This is a genomic window from Bremerella volcania (assembly GCF_007748115.1).
In the GTDB taxonomy this organism is placed as follows: domain Bacteria; phylum Planctomycetota; class Planctomycetia; order Pirellulales; family Pirellulaceae; genus Bremerella; species Bremerella volcania.
In genome coordinates this window covers 76,568-98,881 of the sequence record NZ_CP036289.1, presented here as the reverse complement: position 1 = coordinate 98,881, position 22,314 = coordinate 76,568, and the positions used below count along the sequence as shown (strand labels likewise).

Genomic DNA, 22,314 nt, shown 5'->3' with positions numbered 1-22,314 from the left:
CCGCAAGTATCCCCCGAAAGCGTTTGGATGGGACGATAAAATCTATGATAACCTAGACATGCAAGTTACGCGCCGTTGTTCTGCCGCGCCAATATTCCAGCCGTACGATCGAATCCCTGTTAACATCGCCGAACCTCACCTCAAACTACCAGGTATCGAAATGTTCGATCCCTACGACGACCAGTGGGAAGAGGACGTAGCGTTTGATTTTGGACGCTTGCTGTACGCCTTCTTTGCCGGTCACTTCATCAAACCGAAGACGTTCGCCGGGCAAGTCGCTCGGCTGACCGCCATCCCTTCGATCTTGATCGGACCGGCGGCGCTCTTTTTGTTGATCATGTCCCACCCCTCGTTCACCCTGCAAGGCATCGCCTGCATCGGCGGGCTGATCTGGTTCTGCTACACGGCGTGGGCGATTTTCATGGTCGAACAGGCCTACGTAAAGGATCTGGAAGAGGCCCACCGCGAAGAGTTGTAGCCGCGCAAGAAAAAGAGGCGTCTTGAATCGATGCTCAAGACGCCTCTTTTTAATAAGTCTGAAGACGAACGCTACGGCTTGGGAACGTCGAAATCGTAGGTCGTCTTGTTGGGTTCGATCTGCACCGAGGTGGTATACGGTTTTTTCATCACCACCGCGCTGACGTCCGAGCCTGACTCGACGTCCGGCGGCGTAATCCGCACGACGTAAGCCCCCTTGCCGACGCCTCGCTTGGGATCGGTTTGGTACTTGCCGTCGACGACCGGCGTGATCGCCGCCGGTCCGCTGTTTCCCTGCTTGCTGTCCGGCTCGAAAGTGATGCTGCCACTTTTCAGCGGAGACCCGCCGACGGTGACGCTGCCGCTGACCTGCGTACCGTTGGTCTCGCTGGCGGTGCAGCCGACGCTTAGCACAAGGGCCGCCAACAGCAGGCAAACGCCCAGATTCGCAGGATGAAATGACTTAGCACGCATTAGGGAAGACCTCCGACTGGGCCGCCGTCAGCGATCGCGCCCAGCTGACGGTGAATCGCCAGGTCGAGCGTTTCTGGCATGAAGTGCACGCTGGCGTCGGCGATCAGCATATTGCACCCACCTGGATGCCAGCTGCTGTAGGTACGTCCGACGCAACCTTCGCAGTAAACGTTGTCCGGCGTCTTCGCGCCGGTGTATGGCTGCATGATCGGTTCGACGGCACCGCCGGCGTTGGTGTAGTAACGCCAGGTCGCTTGGGTGTAAACGCCGCCTGCCCAGAAGCTGTACTTCGCGTTGGAGTTGCTCGGACCGTCGGGGTGCACCACGAAGGTGCTTTCCCCCATCATGTACGAAGCGGACGTTCCATCGACGATGTCACGGAAACCCACCTTCGAGTTCACGAAGAAGATCCCGTTGTTGTAGGTCACGAAGTTCGACGTGCTGGTCGCGACGCAGCCTTGGCCGGTAGCTGGCGTAGGAGGCCCACCGCCCGACGAGACGACGTAGCTGGTTTGGAAGTTCTTTCCCCACGGATCAGACGGACAGTGAAACGCTTCGTTGGTGGTGGTTGCCAGCGCGTGATTGTTACCGGAGGTGGCGCGGTGTTCGTAGTTGCACGAGAACCGCGAGTTGAAGTCGAACTGGTCGTACAAGTTGCCTTGTTCGATGAACGGCAGAATATGCACGCCCCACGGGGCACGCTGTTGGTCTTGCGGACGATCCAAACAACCGGTGGTGTGACCCAGCACGATGTAGCCTGGTGGAAACGTGCCAAACGTATCGTGGTAGTTGTGGAACGCGAGACCGAACTGCTTCAACTTGTTGGTGCAGCTCATGCGTCGAGCTGCTTCACGTGCCTGCTGCACCGCAGGCAACAATAAGGCAATCAATACACCAATGATGGCAATCACCACCAGCAGCTCCACCAGGGTAAAACCTAGCCTGCGACTGGCTTTTGCAGACGCGCACATGATCAGGGGCCTTATCAGTGGGTAATTAGGAAGGAGGGAAGGAGTAAGACTAAACTGCAGGATTGCAGGTTGACTTCAGAGGTTTTGCCAACGAATGCGGGTGGGTCGCCTTTAGGCGCATCTTAGGGAATTTTATTCCGACTTATCTAAACACCAAGGGCACCATGATGTTTCGGGGCCATTTTCAGGAAAAACCCGAATTCCCACTTACCTCACCACCCAACGGTAGTCCGCCCCACGGACGCTCCTATTCAGCCCTTCGATTGAAACCTCCTCGCCAGGATGGGATGATGACCCCTACGGGTCAAAACATGGACCAAGCCCTGGACTGCTAGGGGCTTCTCACGAATCGCACCGGAGTCCGTCATCCACCTTTGGAAGTCCCCCCTTCCCTCGTTAGCAAAGATCATAGCCATGCAACAACTCGGCCTGTGGACCTTTCGAGGTCAGATCGATTCGTCAAACGATATTAGTGCCATCGCGGTGATCGAGGGTGGACAGTTTGTCGCCATCGCCGGCGACGAAGGCGCATCGGTCCAAATCCTCCGCCGGCGCGGGCCAGGCGACTATGACGTGCACGACGCGATCGACCTGAGCGAGCAGCTTGACGATGACGAATCGGAGATAGACATCGAAGGACTGGCTTTCAGCGGCGGCCGCTTGTACGTGCTGGGTTCGCACTCGAAAAGGCGCGCGAAACTCGATCCACGGTCGTCGCAGAAAGAAAACCGAAAGCTCTTGAAGCAGCGCGATAAGCAGCCTGACCGGCAGGGCCTCTTCGAGATTGATTACCTCGGTGTAGGAAAGTTCGCCAGCGAGGTGAAGTCCTGCGACCTATTGCCCACGCTCAAGGCGGACAAGACTCTCTCTCCTTTCCTGGCGATTCCCAGCAAAGAAAACGGCATCGACCTGGAAGGACTGGCCGCCCATGGCGACGACCTGATCGTCGGATTCCGCGGACCGATCTTACGCGAAGGCCTCGTGCCGATTCTCAAGCTTGACTTCGACAAGCCGGACGACGCAGACCTGCTGTTCGTTCATTTCGGAGGACGTGGCGTTCGTGACCTGGTGCGAACCAGCAGCGTCTATCTCGTCTTGGCCGGTCCCATGCGGGACGAGCCCATTTCGTACAGGATCTACCTCTGGAACGGCGAAGACGCGACCCCGGGACACGACCGCGATCCGGCGAGCGTTCCGCGGCTGTTGGGCGAAGTTCCCCTTCCCCATCTCGGTGCCAAGCCCGAAGGCATCGGGCTCATCGAAGAGACCGATGCCTACTTCGACGTCGTCCTGGTCTGCGATAGCTCTCCTATGGGAAGCCCGACCGTGCTGCGAATCGCCAAGCCGATTGACTAGCTTAAGAAGTCGCCCCGTACGCGATGCCGTTGACATGTTCCGGAGCGCGGAACAGTTCTTTCCAGTGGATCGCATCGTCGGAAATCAGGACGCGTCCCTTCCAGGCCGAACCGAGATAGAGCCCGTCACCGAACGTGCAGGTTTCCGGAGCGTTCTCGTTTTCGACCCTGCGCCACGACTTGCCATCGGCGGAAAAGTAGGTCGCGCCCAGGCCGACGCCCACGAACTGCTCGCCCGTCCAGAGCAGCGAGTTGATGTGCTCCCCTTCGCGGCCAACCTCGCGGTGACTCCAGACCAGGCCGTCCTCGCTGGTCATCCGCAGTCCGTGCAGCCCCGCTCCGACGTAGACTCCATTGCCATACGCAATGTCGATGAACGTATCGAGTTCCGGAAGTGCCTGGGCATCTTTCCACTGGGTGCCATCTTGGCTGACGGCAACCCGGCCTTTCACGCCAACCGCCACGAATTGATCGTTGCCGAATGCCACGCGGAGCAAGAGGGGCTGCTTGTCGAACTTGGTGGGGCCTTCCCAGTGAACGCCATCTTTGCTGATCATCACAGAGGACCAATGGCCATCCATGTCACCACCGATTACGAGGAAACGTCCGTTGCCGTAGGCGATGTCATGCAGGCGCCCGTCGACGTCTTGCTCGCTGAGCTTTTCCCAATTGGCCCCGTCTGGCGACGAGAAAAACAACGTCTTTCCACCGTACGTGGCAAACGCGACGAATCGGTTCTGAGCGTACTGGCATCCCTTGAAGTAATAATTGTTCTTCTCGACGATCGGCTCAGACCAGGTTCGACCATCGACGGATGCGATTCGCAGACCTTGTTGTCCGTACGCAATAAACATGAAAAAAGCTGCCTTGGGGTGGGAAAGGGTGAGAGGCCTTTCCTATTGTAGTTCCCGCGGCAGCTCGTTAAATCCGGCGTTTGCCCTTGCCGGCATGTTGTTTTGGTGCAGTGGCTGGTTGCTGGAAGCTACTCCTCGTCCGATTCGGCTTTGGCCAAGCGTCCGGAAAGCTGGTCAGGCTGACTCAACTCGCTCCGCTGTTCAATGGGGAACATGTTCCGCTCGAGAACTTCTGGATCGTAGGTCGTCCACGTCTCGCGTACGTTGTCCGCGTACACTTTCCGGTCGACGTTCATGTCGCGCCAATGGCAAATGAATTGATCCTGATTCCACGACTTGCGGGGAAGCTGATCGTTGGTTTTCAGCAGCCGCCAGGCGCGGACCTGAAATCGCTGGGATGCACTATCCCATTGGTAGAAAATGAGTTGATTGATTACGAGACGCCCCTGTAGGTCGTACAGGTGATTGATTTCGACGAGGTCGACACGGTCAACCACGTGAGTTTCGACAGGGGAAGCCCCCATCGACGCCATCGTCAGGATGGACGCGACTACGAACGAGGTCATGCTCGTCTCCCTAGTGCCAGTCGTTGGAAATGGAGAGTTCCGCAAGTTCCTTTTGCGGAGCTACGGTGCGCGAGGCTAACGTTCGCATTCCGGAATGCTAAAAAACCGTGTAAGCGAAATACGTGCCAAAACAGCTTGTTGCTTCCCGTGGACCAACCGTAACCCTAAAAGCCTGTTGACTTTTAAAAAAGCTAATGCAGGCCAAATCACGAGCCGCTATCGGCACGCATCATTAACGATGCTCAAGCGAGGCGCACATACCTTTATGGATGCTTATTTCTTCAACAAGTTCACTGGGCATCCATTTTATGCGTTTGATTCAATCCCTAAGTCAAAACCAACTCACCCTAAACCCCCACAAGTCACAACAAGTTAATTAGACCTAACTGGGCTGGATAACGCGTATTTGGTAAGGAGCGAGAACAAGCGATACGATAGAAGGGCTTTTCACCAGTCAACTTATAAGGAACCAACTCGCATGAAGTGGACCAGTCGGCAATGGGTTGCCCTGACTTGGGTTCTGGCGGTCTGCATTGGCTTCTTCCTGCTGCAGTTTATCCCTGAGTGGGTACCGGGAGATTTCTGGTTCATTCTGGTTGCTCCCTTTGTCATCGCTTCGCTGCTGGGCATTTGGCTGACCGCTGGCATGGGTCCCGTTTGGCTGCGAATGCTCAGCATGCTCGTCGGCCAAAGCTTGCTGATCTGGATCATGGCCGTGGTCAGTTACGAAAGCCCGGTGGGCTTCACCCCGGGGCTCGCGGCGACGACGGCATTCACCGCGGTCGCGATGCTCGGCCTCGGCTGTCTGGGTTCGATCTTGCCAATCCAATCGACCTGGAGCGTCCGCATCGCGCTGTGGGAAATCGTCGTCAGCGTTGGTCTGATCGGCGTGAGCCTGGCGATCATTCGTTTGGTATCGGAACTGTATGCATGGGACTGGCCCGAATGGGCGTCACGTGCCGGCGTTCACTTCCTGGTGTTTGCCCTTTACACCGGACTGCTGATGACGCTCGCCCTGCTGCCGCTGATTGTCAAAGGCCGCCTACCGCGCGGGCTTGCGGTCATCGTGTTGCTGGCCGCAATTGCAATTATCCCGCCCATCGAATCGTTGACCTTCCTTCAGCTTGACTTGGACGGAGGAGATCTCGATCTGTTCTACGCCGCCCACACCGGCCAGATCGCCATGGCCTTGGCGATCATGATTCCCCTGGTCGTCGCGTTCCCTGGCTTCCTGGTGCGACAGACGCGTATTGAAGTGAGCTCTAAGAATCAAACGGAAGATAAGCCACAACCGCCCACCGGCGAACAAGACTTCGCGGACATGCAATGAACGACGTTCCCCCAGTCACCGGCAGTTGGAGGTGCCCCACGTGGTGGCAGTGGCTGGTCATCGTCTGGCTGGTGGTACTTAACGTATCACCCTACTGCATGGTGGCCTTGGCCGGAGGCAGCCTCAGCAACTTGCACTGGGTGATCTGGTCGTTACTTTCCGGGCCATTCGCTCTGATCGGCATGCTGAGTTTCCTCACCGTCGCTGGTAGATGGCCAGTCATGGTCCGGCGGCTGCTTTTCGTTGCCGGTTCGCTTTTGCTCATCGGCGGGCTGATGCTCATGCTGGAAGAAGAGATCGTCGGGGCGAGTGCCTGGTTTCTGCTGGAAGCCGTTGTCATCATCACCCTGACGCTTCTGTCATGCCGTGTTTGGGGTATCCCCGAACGTCCCAGCCGCTGGTCCCTGCAATTCTCTCTGGCAGAGATCGCGATCCTATGCGGGTTGGCAGGTATCTTTCTTTTTTTCCTCCGCTTGGCCGAGGCAACCGACCTTCATTTTTGGAGCCAGGCTAGAGAAATGCCGTTTGTCGTCTTCGCGTTCTTGACCGGTGTTCACCTGGTTCCCGTCTGTCTGAGTACCATTGCCACTTCGCGTCGCGGAATCCTCTTTGGGATCGGCTGCAGCGTTTTGCAATGGGGCCTCGCTCCACTGATCTTTTTGGCAATCCTGACGGCATTCAATTCCCAGCAACTGGGCATCGACTTGATCCTCATGATCCTCTATCCGGTTCTGGGCTTTCAAGCACTGCTGGTATGGGGCACGCTCTTCCCCATACGCATCGCGTTTCCCAGAGTCCTGCTGGCGAAAGAAGCCGTGCCGGCTACTGCTGCTCAATGCAAATCAGATACTCTTGCCGACGCCCCTGCGAACTGTCGGCAAAGCGAGCATACAGACGTCCCTGACTGACGATCGGGGTGGCGAAGACGTCATCTCCCAGGCGGTTTTCCGCGACCAGTTCGTAGCGCTGGGGGTTTGCTTTGATCACCCACACGTTCCCCTTCTCGTTGGCGACGAAGATGTTGTCACCACTGAGTAGCGGCGACGAACTGACCGGGCCGCCCAGGCGAGTCTTCCACATCTCTTGGCCTGTCTGCCCATTCCAGCAGAAGAAAATCCCGTTGTCGTTCATCGCGTAAACGTGGCCATCGTATGCGAGCATCGATTGCTCGTAGCACTTCTCGTTATTGGTCCACAGCACCTGGCCTGCTTTCACGGCAATCGTTTGCGCGTCGGGATAGCCGCCGCTGGCAAAGACCGTGTCGCCGTCCCATACCATCGTGCCGCAAGTCGCATTGGTGGTCCCAGGGACCGACCACATCGGCTCTCCGGTTTTGGGATTGTAGGCAGCGACCGCCTTGAGGCCGCTGATCAGCAGTTGATTCTTTCCACCAACCTTGGCGACGACCGGGCTGCTGAACGAGATCCCTTCGCGCGGCTGTTTCCATCGCGGCCGGCCATCCTTCTGCGCGAACGCGGCCAGCCAGCCTTGCTCATACTCCGAAGCGACGATTACCATGTCGTCGTACAGCATGGGGGAAGGACCGTAGCCAAACTTATACTGCTGCGGCACGTACGGCCCGGCGTTCACCTGCCACTGCAGCTTGCCCTGCAGGTCGAGCGCTATCAGCTGCACCGACTGATTCTGAATGAACACGGCGAACAACTGCTTGCCGTTGGATGCCACGGTCGACGTCGCGTGGGTGTTCTTGGGATGGATTTCCGGCTGGAAACCACCCTGGCCAACCGGCGTCTGCCAGACCGGCTTTCCGCTCATCTTGTCGAACGCGAACACGCCGGCCGTCTGACGGTTTTCATCAGCAGAGGTAACGACGACCAGGTCTCCCACGATGATCGGCGACGAGTGGCCGCGGCCAGGGACCTCGGCCTTCCACTTCACGTTCTGCGTTTCGTTCCACTGCGTCGGAGCCGGCGGGCCAGGGGCGATGTTGTTGGAGTCAGGCCCGCGCCACTGCAGCCAATCGCCGGGGGCACCTCGATTTGACGATGGGCTGTCTTCGCTCTTCTCCATCTCGTTCCCGCCGCGGGTTGGTCGACTCTCGTTGGTTCGCATCTCACCGGGGCGCATCTCGGCTGCTTTCCGTTCGGCCAGCCTCTCGCGAAGTAACGTACGAATCCATGCCTGATCGTCCTTGCTGAGCTTGTTCATCGGAAGGGTAATCGTTTCACCGCTCGCCTTCTTGAGCGTCACGTTACCTTTGGCGTACTCGACGAACTCGGCTTCGATGTTGAACTGTCCGGTCGAATCGGTCCAAGTACGCGATTCGGCCCAGGCCAATGCTGCAAACATTCCCACGGAAACAACTAGCGCAGTCATCGCACGAAACATAAGAGGAACCTTGAGAGTAGAGAACGCAGCAAGAGTGAAGCCTGGGCAGGTGCATCCATTTTGCTTGGTTTCGACGAAGATTTCAACAAAAGGACAACCTCCTGTCCCCTCTCCCTCGAAGGGAGAGGGTTAGGGTGAGGGATTCACGAACGAATACCGATTTACATGGCCCGGCAAAAGTTCCTCTCCGATGCGGAACCCACACAAGCTGCGTACTTCATGCCAAGGACTGGCCCCTAACCCTCTCCCCGGAGTACCGGGGCGAGGGGACTAGAACAAAAAAAATCGCCCCGACCAGGGCGGTCCGGGCGATGGGGGTAGGTCGACGGTGGGGTGGGTGGGAAACTGCCCGAGTCAGGAGGGAAAGAGGATAAGCATCAGGGGCTGATTAAGAGGTCGTGTTAATCATCCCACTCACCAAAGTATTGCATAAGAAAGTCGATGTCGCCGACATAAGTTTTGTCAGAACCTTCGGTTGAGTACGCATTCACAACGTCAAAACCGGCAGCGTAGCTCGAGAAATTATCCCCTTGTAGCGAGGCATAATTTGACCGAGCGATAAGTTTGTCATCGGCCTGGGTATCGAACAGATACGCGACGTCGTGCCCCCCGGCCGAAGCGATCGCATGGACGCGATCGAACCCGCGGGCCGTGTTGGCGTAGCCTTGGCCGGCCATCGAGCTTTCCACGGTGCGGCTATAGAAAGTGTCGTTACCGCGGGTGTCGTAGAAGAATGCTTGATCGTTTCCACCCTTGGTCGATACGGCCACCGAGCGATCGAAACCCTGAGCCAGCACGTAGTAATCGGCACCATACATGGTGGCCTGATTTCCGCGAGCGATGTATACGTCGTTGCCGGCCGTATCGTGGAACGTGGCCGTATCGTTGCCGCCATTCATGGCGATCGCCAAAACGCGATCGTAGTTGTAAACGGTGTTCGTGTAGCCGGAACCGCTCAGAACGCTCGAGGTGCCGTACGAAGTGAACGTGTCGTTCCCCTTCGAGTCGTACAAGTAGGCTTGATCGTTTCCGCCGGTGCTGTAAACGTTGGTTCGCTCAAAGCCGTAGGTGGAGATCGACGAACTGGAGGTCAGCATGTAGCTGTCCGTTCCGCGGCCGATGAAGTAATCGTTCCCGCTCGAATCGTACAGCATCGCCGTATCGATGCCACCATAAATGGCTCGGGCCGTGACCGACCGGGCACCGGTGACTTCATTCTTGTAGCCACTGCTGGACATCGACGACTTGGTCGGGCTGCTGGTGAACGTATCGTTGGCGATCGTATCGTAGAAGGTCACCGAGTCGCTACTGCTCGCGCCGCCATAGTTGTACTCGACGTTGTCGGTGCTCCAGGTAAATCCACTGCCGTAAACGGTCATCGTATCGGCGCGGAAGACCCAGGTCTCCTTGCCGCTGGTTCCGTAGAAACGAGCCGAGTCGGTCCCTGCCCCGCCGTCGAAGGTGATCTTCTTCACTTGCGAAGCGTCGAAGCTCGACGACTTGCCGTTCATCGTGACGGTCACGGTCGAGCCGGTATGATTGACCGAGATGCTGTCGTTGCCATCGGTTCCCAGGATCGCCAGGGTTCCGCTCTTCAGCTGGAACGGAGACGACTCGGCGATCTTCAACGTGTAGTCGCCGGTATACGAACTGGTCGCCCCCTTCACCGCCAGGTAAACGGTGCCGGTGCTGCTGGCCGTCCAGACGATCTTGGAACCGGAAGTGCTCGAGTCCGTTGCCAACTGCGACGAGCCATTGCTGCCATATAGCGTCAGCTCGGAGCCGGCCAGCGAACTGTGACTGGTATCGATGACGTAGGTCTTGCCGGCGACGGCGCTGAAGCGGAAGTAGTCGACGTCCCCGGCGTAGTTCAGCTTGCCACTGGTGGAACTGCCAACCGAAACGAGCGTGGCGCCAGCGGCCGTGTTCGCGTAGTCGTCTGGCTGAATGATCGTGACCGAGGTCGCTACCAGGTTGCTCTTGGCACCGTCGTCGTCGGTCGCTTGAGCGAAGATCAGCTGGCTGCCGGCCGCGGTAAACGGATTGCTGATCGTCAGACTGGCCAGGCCGCCACTGACGGTCGAATCGCTGCCGAGCACCGCGTCGGTCGCGTCCCACTTTCCGTTGCCGTTCGAGTCGCGGTAGAACGTGACGTTCGAGACGCTGCCATCGGCGTCGGCCACGTTCTTGGCTGTGATGGTAATGGTGTTGGTTTCGCCCAGGTAGACCGTGCCGGGGTCGGTCGATACGCTTCCCAGGGTCGGGGCTTTGTTCGGTTCTGGTTCTGGCTCGGGGTCAGGCGTCGGATCGTTGCTGCTGGGGTTCAACAGATCGAGCGTTCCGGCCGCGTTGAGTCGCATCCCGGTCGAGACCTTGCCGCTGAGCCCCGAGATTAAGTCGCCGCCACCCAGGATGGCATCCTTCACCTCGGCCGCGGTCGCGTCGGGATCGTAGGCGAAAGCCAACGCGGCGACGCCAGCGACGTGCGGAGACGCCATGCTGGTACCTGAGAACGAAGCATAGTAGCCGCCAGCGATCGTGCTGTAGATGCCGACGCCGGGGGCCGCGATGTCGACGGTGCTGGCTCCGTAGTTGCTGAAGCTGGCCAGGTTGTCGTTCTGATCGGTCGCCGCCACCGAGATGACGTTGCTGACGTAGTAGTTTGACGGATAGTGAGGGCTCGAGTCGTTGTTCGTGCCGTCGTTACCGGCCGCGGCAACGAATAGGATGTCGGCCTGTTCGCTTGCCTTGATCGCCGCTTCCAGCGAGCTGCTGAATCCACCGCCACCCCAGCTGTTGTTCAGCACGCGAATGTTCACGCCGTACTGGGTACGCATCATCGTGGCGTAGTTGATCGCCCGGACGGCGTCGGAAGTGTACCCGGCACCACTGGCCGAGAGGAACTTCAGCGCCATGATCGACGTGTTCCATGCGACGCCTGTGACGCCGCGTCCGTTGTTCCCTTGGGCGGCAATCGTACCGGCGACGTGCGTTCCGTGATGGTTGTCGTCCATCGGATCGCCATCGTTGTTGACGAAGTCGAACCCGTGTACGTCGTCGATGAAGCCGTTGCCGTCGTCGTCGATCCCGTTGCCGGCGATCTCGCCGGGGTTGGTCCAAATGTTTCCGGCCAGGTCAGGGTGCGTATAGTCGACGCCGGTATCGATGACCCCGACGACCACGCTGTCGGAACCGGTCGTCTTGTTCCAGGCCTCTGGCGCGTCGATCTGATTCATGCCGTAGGTGGAAGAGTAGCTGGCATCGTTTGGCGTAATGTTGAACACCGAAGCCACGTCGAGCTCAAAGCCGCTGATCACATCCAACGACGAGAACCAGGCACCCACGTCTTCGGCGCTGGCCCCTTCGCTGCGAATCAGTAGCTGACCGACCAGGCCCAGGCCGCGGACGACTTCGACCTCGAAACCACCGCCGGTCAATAGTGAACTAACTTGCGAGACCGACGTAAGCGTACTAGCCACGTCGCCGGACAGCTGCACGATCCAGTCGTTGGTGTAGGGATCCTGGGTCGCTTGTTCGATCACGCCGTTGGCGTCGGTCGTGTAGCCGCCACCGTTGCGCTCGTAGCTGTCACCGGCGACGTCTTCGAACCAGATGGAAGAGATCGTATCGCCCGCCATCATGCTGCGGACTTCCAGCGTTTCGATGGCGTTGGCCGTGGAGTGCTTCGCGCGGCGCGAGCTTTTTTTCGAGCGATTGGAACTGGCACCGCCAGAGAGCCATGGTGCTAGCCCGGTACGTACCTCGGGATTGTCACTATCGAAACTTCCCACCTTCGCTGCTCCTAATTTCACCTCAGGGCTCGATTCCAACCGAGCCAATGGTTTGGATAAGTGCTTGCTGGCCGCTGCTAGCCGCTTCCGCTACTTGCCTGGGAACGCGGCTGCTTGCATGCCAGCAGGAACATGGCTGCCGCGCGGTCTGCTGCGCGGTCGCCGTGATAAGCAGTGCGTGACGTGGGTCACCTTGCTGCCGATAGCTGGCTGCCCGGTCACGCTGGGGAGTAGATAGACTCACTGGGAAGCGATCGCCAGCATTCCTTGCTTGCTAATAGCTCCCCCCGCAAAGTCCTGCGGAAATGTCGGTCGCGCCTTCCCTGGCGTCAAATCGAGCGGGCAGGGATTCTGAAAAAATCCCGAGAATGGCTCAAGTCCAAGTGGCTTGAATCCGACATTTGAGGCGAAAAGAAAACATCGCGTGCGGCTAGCTGCTTCTGTTATGCACCGATGTTGATTTTTTGATACATGGCCCTTGCGCGAAAGAAAACTTTCGGCCTATGCCCTAGCCCAGCGATAACATTTGCGGATCTGTCTCACTCGCGCCCGCACCGAAGCCGCTTCATCCTCTTCGGCTCGACTGAGTACCTCCAGTGCGTCTTTCTGAAACCGTGGTTGGCAGTCGCCGATCGCGGCGAAGACGCTACAAGTCCACGCCCGGACCAGCTTGTTTTCGTCGCTGGCCAAATCAGGCAACACCTTCTTCAAAGCGGCAATACTCCCTCTAGGAAGTGAAACCACCGAAAGGATCTGCAAAAGGTGGAGTTGGACTTCCCAATAAGAAGAAATCCGCAACAAGGCAATCAGATCGGCAGCACATGATTCGACCAGAGGTTCCGATTCGTCACTCCAGCGCTTTAGCAACCATGTTGCCGCGACTTGTATAGCTTTATCATCGTGTTCGGCCGCGGCCAGCAACTGCGCCAGTGACTCTTGGTCTCGCGGGACTCTCGCCGCGAGCTGTTCCAATACATCGGTATGCTTACCGTCAAACTTCCGTAACGAATTGAGAATTTCCATCGTTGCATTGGTGACTCTTGAATTGCCTATAGATGATCACGCTCAGAAATCCATCACCGTGAACTTGCAGCCATCACGATAAATCATCACTTCAAGAATTCTTCTGGCGAAATTTCATTTGGGGCGTTCCACCGCACGGGATTTCCAAGTCTTCGGTCATGCATCGCAAGCTTCCAAGAAGGCAAGTAGAGGCGTGATGAAAAAGTATGTCCTGATTCTCAACTTCCAGCGAGCTCCAATCAACCGTGGATCGCCAGAATACGAAAAAGTCTGCTGGCACACCGATCACTTCCGCCGCACGATCAAAAAGTCTTGCGAGCAACTAAACCGATACCCGTCGTCCGTTTGAAAGTGCTCGCGAATGTAGGCTTCCAAATCACTTCGCTTGGGCGGATAGGTCATCGGTAAGAGGTTCAGCATGAACTCGGCGATCTGGTAGGCGACGTCGAAGGTGCTGGTCGTGACGTGGCTGTCGACCTTCTCGAACGCCACCTCAAACGCTTCGGCATGGCCGGAGGCAAACCGATCGGCAATCGCCGGCAGGTCGAAGTGCATATCTAAAAAATGGTCGAGCATGTACATGCAGTCGGTCGTCGATTGCTGCAAGATCACCAGCAAAATGCCGCCGGGGCGTAGCCAATCGCTCATCGCTTGCAGATTCGCCAGCCGTTTGTCCGGCTCGATGTAATACAGCACGTGCGAACAAAGGATGAAGTTCGCCCCGGCGAGGCGGGCCGGATCGTTCTCGAGGATGGTCTTCTGAAGGATCTCGGCGCCTGGACAGTGCTGCTGGAGGCTCGACTCGAAGTGGGTGTTCGGCTCCACGCAAATCGTCTCGTCGAACCGCGACATGAACCAGCTCGTCACGTCCCCCGTCGCCGCCCCGACGTCTACGAATTTTCCGTTCTTACTGGCCTCTGGTACCGGCGCCAGGCGGTCGATCACCTCGGCGATCTTGCTCTTGGCTTGGATCTTCTGATCGGTATGGTGCAAAAAAGCCAGAAATGCCTCTTCATACGCGGCACTGCCGGAACTAAAAACGCTGATCGTTTCGGATAACTCAGGCACAATTTTCCCCCGATCCTTGGCTAAGCAAGTACCAATGCCCCAAGCGCCCAGTAGAACGTATCGAGTGAGGAAAGATCAAGTTAAGAGTTGGTGCGCGTCATCGACGAAGACGCTTGGTTCAATCCTATTGCAAAACCTGAAACGGTCGCGGGTCGTCCGTTTCCGGGTCGGTGTCGTGGCGGAAACCGGTCAGGGCCTGGCCGACTTCGGCGGTCAATTCGTAGAGGTGGTCCGCGCCGTCGTCTTCCGCCTGCTTGGCTTGCTGCCGGGCCAGCGTCTGGTGCACCACTTCCGGCGGCTCGCCACCCAGCTCAGGTCGTTTGGTTTCGTCATCGCTTTTGTAAATGATCGACCACGCTTCCTGGCCATCTCGATAGCAGCGCAGATCGGTCTTCATGAACGTATCGGAACAGCGAAAGAAGAGGGTCTCGCGGCCGTCGGCCGAAAGGTTCTTCGCATATGTTCGCCCGAGGTCCCGGTAGTCGTCTCGCCCGTCGGCTATCAGCAACACCCACGGCGGCAACTCTAAAAGGTACCACCCCAGGTCGGGAATCTCGTCTCGCTTTTTGGTCCGCTGCTTCTCGGCAGTGCGAAGCAGTTCGTCCGCAGCGATCCCCTGAGAGGCAACCCACGAAATCCGAAAACCCATAAATGTCTTTCCGACGTAAGAGAGATATTATCCCGCCACCAGTTTATACAAACCAAACCCGATCAGCCCGACACCAAAGACCACGCGAATCCATGACGCCGCCTTGCCGGTACCCCCTTCTAGCACATTCCCTCGCTTATCGCGAGAGACGCCGGTGATCAACTCGGCGACTCCCCATCCCCCAATCAAAAGCCCCAGTCCCATCACTCCTAACCCCAAAATGGCCGGATTGTTTTCCAGGTACTGGTTGAAGTCGTCTTTGGCATCAGCCAGAAGGAGAAGATTCATGGTGATCACATGGGGGATGAGGAGGAAAAGTCGTCAGGGGTTGCCTCGTAGTATAAATCGGACGCATGCGTCTCCCAATCCAACTCCACGAAGCTGCGACCACGGAGGCCTGGCTCGGCCGTTGGTCGCGCGTTCGTTTTGTCTGCTGTCGGTCACGGCGGACCGCGCTCGTGGGTGCTTTGCGCAGTAGGCGACGTGCCCACCTCTTCGAGGACACGCTCTTCGCATTCACGCTGGGTAGGCAGCGGCACTTCTCGCCTGGTCGGCCGCTGCGCAGGGGGGCGCGTCCGACGGCAAGAAGGCTGAGCTTGGGCGGCCTGGGTGAGCAGTTTCTTGAGCCGCTTGATCTCACTCTCTTGTCGGTCGAGCACTTGAAGATGAAAGGTCGCCCACTTCAAGGCATTATCGAGCTGACGACCGGAAGGGGTTGGAAGGCCATCGATCACCACGCCGGCCCATTGCGGCTGCTGTGGTGTTCTCGGGCGTTTCGGTTGCGGTGGCCGGGAATCCTTCGGCCTGGCAACTGGCTGCGGATTGGTCCTCCGGGTTGGATGGAAGCGGGCAGCTGGACGAGCCGCTGCCGCGAAGCCTGGGGGTTTTTCTTGTTCCTCTTCGGTGGGCGGCAGTTGCTGGGAAGACGGGGTCGGGTTTGAGGGGGGCGTCGGCTTGGAAGTCGGGGCCAAGAGAACCAGTTGTCCCACGACGTCAGCCGGAATCTCGACCAGGGTGCCACAGGCCGTGCAAAGGTAATATTTCTCCGCGCGCACCACGACCCGCGGAGCAACGTCGTGCGAGGACGCTCCTGCGGGTTCCGGTTGTGGGTGGGCGGATGAAGACATGGGTTTGCTCGTTAAACGTCTGGACTTTTGAATGTTGTACGGGAAATGGATTGAACGTAGATGGCGTGTGAGGGTAGAGCCCTCGTGCGTGTATTAAGGTATACCAGCCTGCTACCGCCTGAAGATAGTGCGCGCGCGATTTTCTTGCTCGCGTCCCTAGGCAGCCCGTCAACCGTTGCGTTATGCCGGGCATCCCAACGTGTGCCACTGCCGCCCTCGGCAGTGTGAAGTGGCAAGCCGGTTGACTTAGATCAAGTGCTGTGGGAGTCCGTATGATAGGGCATGGCTTTTATTTTATGTCCAGCGATTCCTTCGATCGCACTGCCGAGGGCGGCAGTGGCACACCACGGATGCCAATCAAATGTCGCAGCTGTGGGCCGTAGTGCTGCTTGGTTTGCTGCATGACTTTCCACTCTTGCTCGGTGTGGGCCAGCGGTGGTCCGCGTAGTGCCGGGTCATCGACGGCCATGTGGGTGATCGTCAGCACCTGGATCATTTTGTTCCAGCCCAGCGCCAGCTGCATGCCGACGTTCAGCTGACTGCGGTTCATGGGAACGATGGCCAAACCATCTGGCAGCGCTTCCAGTGGCGGGAAACGAAGCCACGGCTCGTTGCACTCGTCGTTCAGGCGAATGTCGTGGATTCGCAGACGAATGTCGCCCGTTTCAATATCACTGATGACGACCTCGCGCATCGTGTAGGGCGCCTGACGATCGAACGTGACGATCATGATCGACTTGCCCGACCACGAGGTCGACTGGTAACGCCAATTGCCGTTTGCATCTTCGCCCAGAACCGGATTGTGTACTTGCAATTGGACGATCGACGGCAGGTCGATCTGGATATCGAATCGACTTAACCGCTGGTTACTGGGCTCGATGCTGCATTCATACGAAATGGACTGATATTTATTCCTGAGCCGCAGTCGCGGGCGTGATTGATCCAGCGTAACGACGCGCTGCTCGGCCAGGTCGACGTACATCGACCGCTTGTCGGCAGCAAAAAGCACAGGATTTTTTTGCTGATCCGCCGACACGTATAGCTGCGGCGGCTCGCCTCGTTTCCAACGAAAGTCACCCCATAACCGCCCATGCTGCAGGTAGATGGTTTCATAAGAAAACGAGAACTGATCAAGCCCTTTCTCTTCGGTCGAAAGAACCGGCACGCCGGCCAGCAATTGTTCGATCGTCGGCGGCTGGGCAGCCGAGTGCGACGCGAGGGAAAAGAACAGCAATGCGGTGCAGAGGAGCATCCTTGGCATGGTTGTGTTCCTTCCTTGAGATGTCGAACTCAAACCGTGCCTAATTGAAACAGCATCCAACGACATTCATGCACAGCATGATGTACTGAAGGCAGATGGCGATCATCAAGTTTTATTTTCCCACTTTGGCGTTTCTTCCAGAACATACCTTGCTCTACCCGAGCCCAGCCTGAATGCTTTAAGGCGAATTTTCAGCGGCTTATGTAGATAACTATTGATTTCATCTGGATCAGTAACTTCTGACCCTATCTTTCCCCTAATAAGGATGTCATCAGGCTCTGTAAGAAACTCGAAACTCCGGCTGTTGGGCAGCACACCTTGAAAACTCCCATAATATGTTTCTACCTCCTCATGGACATTTCCTTCCGCAATTCGATCCAAGGCCGTCTTAAGTTCATTAGCGTCACGAAAACCAGATTCTCGATCCCTAAATGAAAGGGTGCAGACAGCATCGTTGTCAAACAACTCCTTTAGAAACACTCGTAACTGAACAATCGTGCGGTTACTGACTTGGGAAATGCGTTCCGCAAGTTCTTCATCGTCGTCGCTAGATACTGCATCAATTAACGCGGTAGTTTCGTCGACTGCTTGACTAAGCTTTGAATCGAATCCAGGAAATCTTCCTTGCCCAGGTTCTTCTTCTAACACAAAACCAAACGATCCAGTCGCCGTACCCGTAATTAGAAGTCGAGACTGATCTCGATTGGGAATTGGACCACTTAGTGAAATTGGCTTGTCGCGTCCAGCTGCCAATGCAGCAACCAGATCTGAGAATGCAGTGGTTGCTTTTGCAGCGAAGTCGGCAAAAATTCCATACGAAGCTAGGACTGGTCGCCCTCGAAATGTTAACTTTGCCCTTACTGGCTCCGACGAAAATGGTAGAGCGGCAAGTTCTTTCTTGAGTTCTTCTAACCGCGAACTCAAACTCAGTCTTCCAATTGCGGCATCTTGTGGCAATTCTGCTAGCATGCGTTGAACATGGTCAATTTCTGCCCTCAATCTTGTTTCGTCAGAAATGATCATGTTTAAATCTCTTCATCCAGGGAATCTAGAATCCTTTTCCCAATACCATCATCGGCGAGATCCAACTCTATCTGCACGAATCCCTTCCAGCTTAGGTCGCGGCGATGCGACCACAAACTATACCAATACGCGCTATTCTCAATCAGTGACCGCCCTGGCCAAGCTTGATTGACGTAATATGCATCTACATTGAACTTTCGCTTGATGAAATCGCGTGAGAACAGTTCAGGATGTTCAGCTACCAAACTCTCCTCAGTGACACCCTCACCTAACTGAAAGAAGGTGACACAATCGATATCGTTTGGATCGCGTTTTTCCGTAAGTTCAATCTCTTCTAAAAAACTTCCATCCAACCATTGAAACCCTTTCGTGATACCTGCTTCGTAAAGGGCTGCTCGGTAATCTAACCATTGGCGTAAGATCTGTTGTCGTTTAGCCGAGACAGCAAATCGATGAATGAAATCACCTGCCTGCGCTTTATATGGAGACCTCTCTGGCGCGGTGGGAGCGTTTGAATCAACGGGAGGAAGCACACCTCCTTTATTCCACCTAGGAATTGACACCCATGATCCTTCAAAACAATTTTACTACCAGTTCGACACGTATGGTCAAGAAATGTGCTTTACCATGACTAGCCCCAATGGGGCATTCAATAACGATACCACAGAGCGGGACTCATCCTCAATACAAAAAAACGGCACCCAGTTACCCAGGTGCCGTTTGATTATCAACTTCCACTAGCCGCGAAGCAAATTAAACTTCCTTCGCGTCGATCCAGCTCATCAGGCGGCGTAATCGTTTGCCGACTTCTTCGACCTGGTGGGTGCGTTCGCGGCGGCGGATGGCTTTGAAGCGAGCGGCGCCGGCTTTGTTTTCCAGGATCCAGTTGCGGGCGAACGTGCCGTCTTGGATCTCGTTGAGGACCTTCTTCATCTCGGCCTTGGTTTCAGGCGTGATGATGCGTGGGCCGGTCGAGTAGTCGCCGAATTCGGCCGTGTTGCTCACGCTGTAACGCATGTAGTTCAAGCCCCCTTCGTAGAACAGGTCGACGATCAGCTTCACTTCGTGCATGCACTCGAAGTAGGCCATTTCTTCCTGGTAGCCTGCTTCGACCAGCGTTTCGAAGCCGGCCTTGATCAATTCGCTGAGGCCGCCGCACAGCACGACTTGTTCGCCGAACAGGTCGGTTTCGGTTTCTTCGGCAAAGGTCGTTTCGATCACGCCGCCGCGCGTGGCACCGATACCCTTGGCATAGGCCAAACCGATTTGACGCGTTTCGTCGGAAGCGGTATCGCCCAGGGCGATCAGCCCGGGAACGCCGCCGCCCTTTTCGTATTCGCTGCGAACGAGGTGCCCGGGGCCCTTGGGGGCGACGAGCAGGGTGTCGACGCCTTCCGGTGGAACGACCTGGTTGAAGTGAATGTTGAACCCGTGCGAGCACATCAGGACGTTGCCGGTCTTCAGGTTCGGCTGGACGCAGCTTTTGTAGACGTCGGCCTGGGCTTCGTCGGGCAGCAGCATGTTGATGATGTCGGCCTTCTTGGTCGCTTCTTCGGCGCTCATGGGTTCGAAGCCGTGCGACTTGGCCAGGTCGTAGTTCGGGCTACCGGGACGCTGGCCGATGATGACGGTGCAGCCGCTGTCGCGCAGGTTCTGAGCCTGGGCATGCCCCTGGGAACCATAACCCAGGATGGCAATGGTCTTGCCCTTCAAAACGGACAGGTCAGCATCGTTGTCGTAATAGATTTTGGCGGTCATAGAATTGTTACTGGTTTCTAAAACTGATGGGTAAGTGGACGGTTATGTCTTGTCCCCTCGCCCCCGAGGGGAGAGGGTTAGAGTGAGGGGTTATCCAACGTGCGAAGAACCCTCACCCTGGCCCTCTCCCTGGATAGGGAGAGGGGACCTGAGTTTCTCGGTGAAGCTTACGCCTCGACGGCGTGCGGATCGTTGACTTGTTCTTCCAACGACATTCCGCTGCGAACCATGGCGATTCGTCCCGTCCTCACCAGCTCGCGGATTCCGTAGGGTCGCATCAGATCGATGAATGCGACGATCTTATTTTCGGTGCCGGAGATCTCGATGATGATCTCTTGTCGGCCGACGTCGACGATACGGCCGCGGAAGATGTCGACCAGTTCGTTGATTTCGCTGCGAGATCCGCCTGGCTCGGCGGCAACTTTGATCAGCATCAGATCGCGTTCGACGAAGTCGGACGAGCTGACGTCCAGCACGCGTACGACGGTGACGATCTTTTCCAGCTGCTTGCGTACTTGCTCTAGGACGTGATCATCTCCGACGACGACAAAGGTCATCCGCGAAAGATGTGGATCCTCGGTTTCCCCCACCGCCAGCGAATCGATGTTGTATCCGCGTGAGGCGAGCATCCCGGAAATGTGGGCGAGTACCCCGGGCACATTCTGTACCACCGCCGAGAGCACGTGACGCATTGTTTTCTCCCAGAACCGTAAATTGAAACCCGCATGATAGTTTGCCCCCCTTGCACCGACAAGAGGCGGTGCTATGCCGCCCATTAGTGCAGCCAGGAAAGCCATTAGCCCCACCCTAACGCGGGCAGAAGTGTTAGTAGCGAGTGAAGCCAACCGATCTTGTTAAGACACCGCGAGTTACGACAAGTTCAGGCCCCTCTGGTGAGGTTTTGCCAGGGGGCGGCTATGCAGGCATCGCACGCGGCCAGAAATCGTGATGACAGCGAATATGCCAAGTGGCGATTATTCTTCTTCCAGGTTCTCTTCAATCGCTTTGAGTTGAGCTTCCATGTCTTCCAGCAGCGAACGAAGGATGGAAATGCGATCGCGGAGTTGCTCGGCCGAGTCGCGCATCGTCGCTTCATTGAAGACGAACGTGGCCTTGATCGGACGATGATCGGTGCTTTTGCCATCGTCCGTAAAACTGCTGCCAGGCACGTTGGGAAAGGTCGGCGACGTGACCGCGACGTTTCCTTCGCGCTCCAGGATAACGCAATCGCCGTCCCAGCCGGCCAGTGGATTGGCGACGTAGATAAAGTCCAGCATCACCGTGGAACCAGGGAAATTGTGCGTGGGAACCGGGTTGCTCGGTTCGAGCCACTGGAACACGCCGTCTTCGATGGTCGCGTCGAAGGAAGGGGAGTTACCGTCGGCAGAACCAATTTCGTAAAAGTGATTGAAGTCTCCCAGGCAGATCACCGGCAACGTTTCCGCCTCGGCCAGATCGTTGAGCATTTCCGACTGACGCGTTCGCTTGCTGGTGGAATTTGGATCGCGTTGGGCCTTCAGGTGATTGACCATCACCAGGAACTCGGTGCCGGTCGCCTTTCCTTTGAATTTGGCAACCAGGACCGGACGCAGGCCTGGATTGCCAAGTTGCAGCGAGTTCTCCTGGTGCGAGGAAACCAATTCCAGGCGCTGCGCGTTATAAACAATGCCAAGCTTGTCTTTGCCGGCATTGGTGCTGATGACGTCTTCGTAGTCGATACCATGTTCGGCTTCAAGCTTTTCCAGAATCGTATCGAGAAAGTCCTGGTCTTCCAGTTCCGAAAAGCCCCAAATATCGACGGGACCTTTGTCCGCAGCCTGGGCTGCCAGGGTAGCAGCATCTGAGTCGCCGCTCTCCAAGTTCCAACCGATGACGGTCATCTGAATGTCTTCGGCATGAACCAAGTTGAAGCTAAAGAGACAGAAAACCAACAGGGGCATCAAAGTCATCCGTCGCATGGCAAGTCTCCTGGGAATGCTTGAGGGAATACGTCCAGCAGTTATGACGTGGTTGTATATGCTTGGCAACTATCTCACGTAATATTTTACATTAAGATTCGTACGGAGTTCCTACAGGATCGTTGGCAGGGTGATAATGACGTCACGAGACCAGAAATCGGGCTCAAATCTTTCTGGTTTCTTCATTCGATTGTCATGAGATAAGCCTATTCTTGCAGGCGCGTTGAGAGACGTGTCGCTTAGTTCAGCAAGGATGGACACGACTTTCTTTCGCATGGCT

Annotated in this window: 22 protein-coding genes; 5 read left to right on the top strand and 17 right to left on the bottom strand. The window is 56.7% G+C overall.

Annotated features, from left to right (window positions below; all coding sequences use genetic code 11):
- Nucleotides 1–58 precede the first annotated feature (58 nt).
- Nucleotides 59–478, top strand: a complete 420-nt coding sequence (locus tag Pan97_RS00455; RefSeq protein ID WP_144969701.1) for a hypothetical protein — start codon at nt 59–61, stop codon at nt 476–478.
- Between the two features lie 71 nt (nt 479–549).
- Here the strand turns inward: Pan97_RS00455 and Pan97_RS00450 are convergent, their stop codons facing one another.
- A complete protein-coding gene (locus Pan97_RS00450; protein ID WP_144969699.1) occupies nt 550–951 on the bottom strand; it encodes a hypothetical protein in 402 nt (133 codons plus the stop codon).
- Nucleotides 951–1,922 (bottom strand): DUF1559 domain-containing protein, encoded by a 972-nt coding sequence (locus tag Pan97_RS00445; RefSeq protein WP_144969697.1) that lies wholly within the window; start codon nt 1,920–1,922, stop codon nt 951–953. The genes Pan97_RS00450 and Pan97_RS00445 overlap by 1 nt, the downstream gene beginning before the upstream one ends.
- Before the next feature lie 414 nt (nt 1,923–2,336).
- On the opposite strand from Pan97_RS00445, the gene Pan97_RS00440 reads away from it, so the two are divergent.
- On the top strand, nt 2,337–3,278 hold the full coding sequence (locus tag Pan97_RS00440; RefSeq protein ID WP_144969695.1) for a DUF3616 domain-containing protein: 942 nt from the start codon (nt 2,337–2,339) through the stop codon (nt 3,276–3,278).
- A gap of 1 nt (nt 3,279) precedes the next feature.
- Here Pan97_RS00440 and Pan97_RS00435 read toward each other — a convergent pair whose 3' ends face one another.
- Entirely contained in the window at nt 3,280–4,131 is an 852-nt protein-coding gene (locus tag Pan97_RS00435; RefSeq protein ID WP_144969693.1) for a WD40/YVTN/BNR-like repeat-containing protein, read from the bottom strand.
- 128 nt (nt 4,132–4,259) lie between these two features.
- Nucleotides 4,260–4,697: a hypothetical protein gene (locus tag Pan97_RS00430; RefSeq protein WP_144969691.1), complete on the bottom strand. Its 438-nt coding sequence runs from the start codon at nt 4,695–4,697 to the stop codon at nt 4,260–4,262.
- A 478-nt stretch (nt 4,698–5,175) separates the two neighbouring features.
- Here Pan97_RS00430 and Pan97_RS00425 point away from each other — a divergent pair, with 478 nt between their 5' ends.
- On the top strand, nt 5,176–6,027 hold the full coding sequence (locus Pan97_RS00425; protein ID WP_144969689.1) for a hypothetical protein: 852 nt from the start codon (nt 5,176–5,178) through the stop codon (nt 6,025–6,027).
- The gene (locus Pan97_RS00420) at nt 6,024–6,935 is read left to right on the top strand and encodes a hypothetical protein (RefSeq protein WP_144969687.1); all 912 of its coding nucleotides are present in this window, start codon (nt 6,024–6,026) and stop codon (nt 6,933–6,935) included. The genes Pan97_RS00425 and Pan97_RS00420 overlap by 4 nt, the downstream gene beginning before the upstream one ends.
- Here the strand turns inward: Pan97_RS00420 and Pan97_RS00415 are convergent.
- Both Pan97_RS00415 and Pan97_RS00410 read right to left on the bottom strand, forming a co-directional pair.
- A complete protein-coding gene (locus tag Pan97_RS00415) occupies nt 6,850–8,376 on the bottom strand; it encodes an outer membrane protein assembly factor BamB family protein (protein ID WP_144969685.1) in 1,527 nt (508 codons plus the stop codon). The two genes, Pan97_RS00420 and Pan97_RS00415, sit on opposite strands and share 86 nt — an antisense overlap.
- 401 nt (nt 8,377–8,777) lie before the next feature.
- Nucleotides 8,778–12,167, bottom strand: a complete 3,390-nt coding sequence (locus Pan97_RS00410) for a S8 family peptidase (RefSeq protein WP_196782230.1) — start codon at nt 12,165–12,167, stop codon at nt 8,778–8,780.
- Between Pan97_RS00410 and Pan97_RS00405 the strand changes: the two genes are divergently transcribed.
- Complete coding sequence (locus Pan97_RS00405; protein WP_144969683.1) at nt 12,145–12,405, top strand: hypothetical protein; 261 nt, start codon at nt 12,145–12,147, stop codon at nt 12,403–12,405. The genes Pan97_RS00410 and Pan97_RS00405 overlap by 23 nt on opposite strands.
- 263 nt (nt 12,406–12,668) lie before the next feature.
- On the opposite strand, the gene Pan97_RS00400 is transcribed toward Pan97_RS00405, so the two are convergent.
- From Pan97_RS00400 to Pan97_RS00350, 11 genes are all read right to left on the bottom strand, one after another.
- Nucleotides 12,669–13,190: a HEAT repeat domain-containing protein gene (locus Pan97_RS00400; RefSeq protein ID WP_144969681.1), complete on the bottom strand. Its 522-nt coding sequence runs from the start codon at nt 13,188–13,190 to the stop codon at nt 12,669–12,671.
- A 285-nt stretch (nt 13,191–13,475) separates the two neighbouring features.
- Nucleotides 13,476–14,258 (bottom strand): class I SAM-dependent methyltransferase, encoded by a 783-nt coding sequence (locus Pan97_RS00395; RefSeq protein WP_165698542.1) that lies wholly within the window; start codon nt 14,256–14,258, stop codon nt 13,476–13,478.
- Between the two features lie 124 nt (nt 14,259–14,382).
- Nucleotides 14,383–14,907, bottom strand: coding sequence for a hypothetical protein (locus Pan97_RS00390; protein ID WP_144969676.1), 525 nt, complete (start codon nt 14,905–14,907; stop codon nt 14,383–14,385).
- Between the two features lie 27 nt (nt 14,908–14,934).
- Nucleotides 14,935–15,195, bottom strand: a complete 261-nt coding sequence (locus Pan97_RS00385; protein WP_144969674.1) for a hypothetical protein — start codon at nt 15,193–15,195, stop codon at nt 14,935–14,937.
- A gap of 152 nt (nt 15,196–15,347) precedes the next feature.
- A complete protein-coding gene (locus tag Pan97_RS00380; protein WP_144969672.1) occupies nt 15,348–16,034 on the bottom strand; it encodes a hypothetical protein in 687 nt (228 codons plus the stop codon).
- Nucleotides 16,035–16,323: 289 nt separating this feature from the next.
- Entirely contained in the window at nt 16,324–17,295 is a 972-nt protein-coding gene (locus Pan97_RS00375) for a hypothetical protein (RefSeq protein ID WP_144969670.1), read from the bottom strand.
- Nucleotides 17,296–17,400: 105 nt separating this feature from the next.
- On the bottom strand, nt 17,401–18,318 hold the full coding sequence (locus Pan97_RS00370; RefSeq protein ID WP_144969668.1) for a PH domain-containing protein: 918 nt from the start codon (nt 18,316–18,318) through the stop codon (nt 17,401–17,403).
- Between the two features lie 2 nt (nt 18,319–18,320).
- Entirely contained in the window at nt 18,321–18,881 is a 561-nt protein-coding gene (locus tag Pan97_RS00365; protein WP_144969666.1) for a DUF6932 family protein, read from the bottom strand.
- Between the two features lie 190 nt (nt 18,882–19,071).
- Complete coding sequence (ilvC, locus tag Pan97_RS00360) at nt 19,072–20,076, bottom strand: ketol-acid reductoisomerase (protein WP_144969664.1); 1,005 nt, start codon at nt 20,074–20,076, stop codon at nt 19,072–19,074.
- Nucleotides 20,077–20,243: 167 nt separating this feature from the next.
- Complete coding sequence (ilvN, locus tag Pan97_RS00355; RefSeq protein WP_144969662.1) at nt 20,244–20,768, bottom strand: acetolactate synthase small subunit; 525 nt, start codon at nt 20,766–20,768, stop codon at nt 20,244–20,246.
- A gap of 282 nt (nt 20,769–21,050) precedes the next feature.
- The gene (locus Pan97_RS00350; RefSeq protein ID WP_144969660.1) at nt 21,051–22,034 is read right to left on the bottom strand and encodes an endonuclease/exonuclease/phosphatase family protein; all 984 of its coding nucleotides are present in this window, start codon (nt 22,032–22,034) and stop codon (nt 21,051–21,053) included.
- Nucleotides 22,035–22,314: the final 280 nt, after the last annotated feature.

What these genes read in the sequence shown, in the direction of transcription:
- Pan97_RS00450 (WP_144969699.1), bottom strand. Translation starts at nt 951, where the DNA reads ATGCGTGCTAAGTCATTTCATCCTGCGAATCTGGGCGTTTGCCTGCTG.
- Pan97_RS00350 (WP_144969660.1), bottom strand. Translation starts at nt 22,034, where the DNA reads ATGCGACGGATGACTTTGATGCCCCTGTTGGTTTTCTGTCTCTTTAGC.
- Pan97_RS00380 (WP_144969672.1), bottom strand. Translation starts at nt 16,034, where the DNA reads ATGTCTTCATCCGCCCACCCACAACCGGAACCCGCAGGAGCGTCCTCG.
- Pan97_RS00435 (WP_144969693.1), bottom strand. Translation starts at nt 4,131, where the DNA reads ATGTTTATTGCGTACGGACAACAAGGTCTGCGAATCGCATCCGTCGAT.
- Pan97_RS00385 (WP_144969674.1), bottom strand. Translation starts at nt 15,195, where the DNA reads ATGAATCTTCTCCTTCTGGCTGATGCCAAAGACGACTTCAACCAGTAC.
- Pan97_RS00440 (WP_144969695.1), top strand. Translation starts at nt 2,337, where the DNA reads ATGCAACAACTCGGCCTGTGGACCTTTCGAGGTCAGATCGATTCGTCA.
- Pan97_RS00370 (WP_144969668.1), bottom strand. Translation starts at nt 18,318, where the DNA reads ATGATCATTTCTGACGAAACAAGATTGAGGGCAGAAATTGACCATGTT.
- Pan97_RS00400 (WP_144969681.1), bottom strand. Translation starts at nt 13,190, where the DNA reads ATGGAAATTCTCAATTCGTTACGGAAGTTTGACGGTAAGCATACCGAT.
- Pan97_RS00375 (WP_144969670.1), bottom strand. Translation starts at nt 17,295, where the DNA reads ATGCCAAGGATGCTCCTCTGCACCGCATTGCTGTTCTTTTCCCTCGCG.
- ilvC (WP_144969664.1), bottom strand. Translation starts at nt 20,076, where the DNA reads ATGACCGCCAAAATCTATTACGACAACGATGCTGACCTGTCCGTTTTG.
- Pan97_RS00445 (WP_144969697.1), bottom strand. Translation starts at nt 1,922, where the DNA reads ATGTGCGCGTCTGCAAAAGCCAGTCGCAGGCTAGGTTTTACCCTGGTG.
- Pan97_RS00430 (WP_144969691.1), bottom strand. Translation starts at nt 4,697, where the DNA reads ATGACCTCGTTCGTAGTCGCGTCCATCCTGACGATGGCGTCGATGGGG.
- Pan97_RS00390 (WP_144969676.1), bottom strand. Translation starts at nt 14,907, where the DNA reads ATGGGTTTTCGGATTTCGTGGGTTGCCTCTCAGGGGATCGCTGCGGAC.
- Pan97_RS00420 (WP_144969687.1), top strand. Translation starts at nt 6,024, where the DNA reads ATGAACGACGTTCCCCCAGTCACCGGCAGTTGGAGGTGCCCCACGTGG.
- Pan97_RS00455 (WP_144969701.1), top strand. Translation starts at nt 59, where the DNA reads ATGCAAGTTACGCGCCGTTGTTCTGCCGCGCCAATATTCCAGCCGTAC.
- Pan97_RS00425 (WP_144969689.1), top strand. Translation starts at nt 5,176, where the DNA reads ATGAAGTGGACCAGTCGGCAATGGGTTGCCCTGACTTGGGTTCTGGCG.
- ilvN (WP_144969662.1), bottom strand. Translation starts at nt 20,768, where the DNA reads ATGCGTCACGTGCTCTCGGCGGTGGTACAGAATGTGCCCGGGGTACTC.
- Pan97_RS00415 (WP_144969685.1), bottom strand. Translation starts at nt 8,376, where the DNA reads ATGTTTCGTGCGATGACTGCGCTAGTTGTTTCCGTGGGAATGTTTGCA.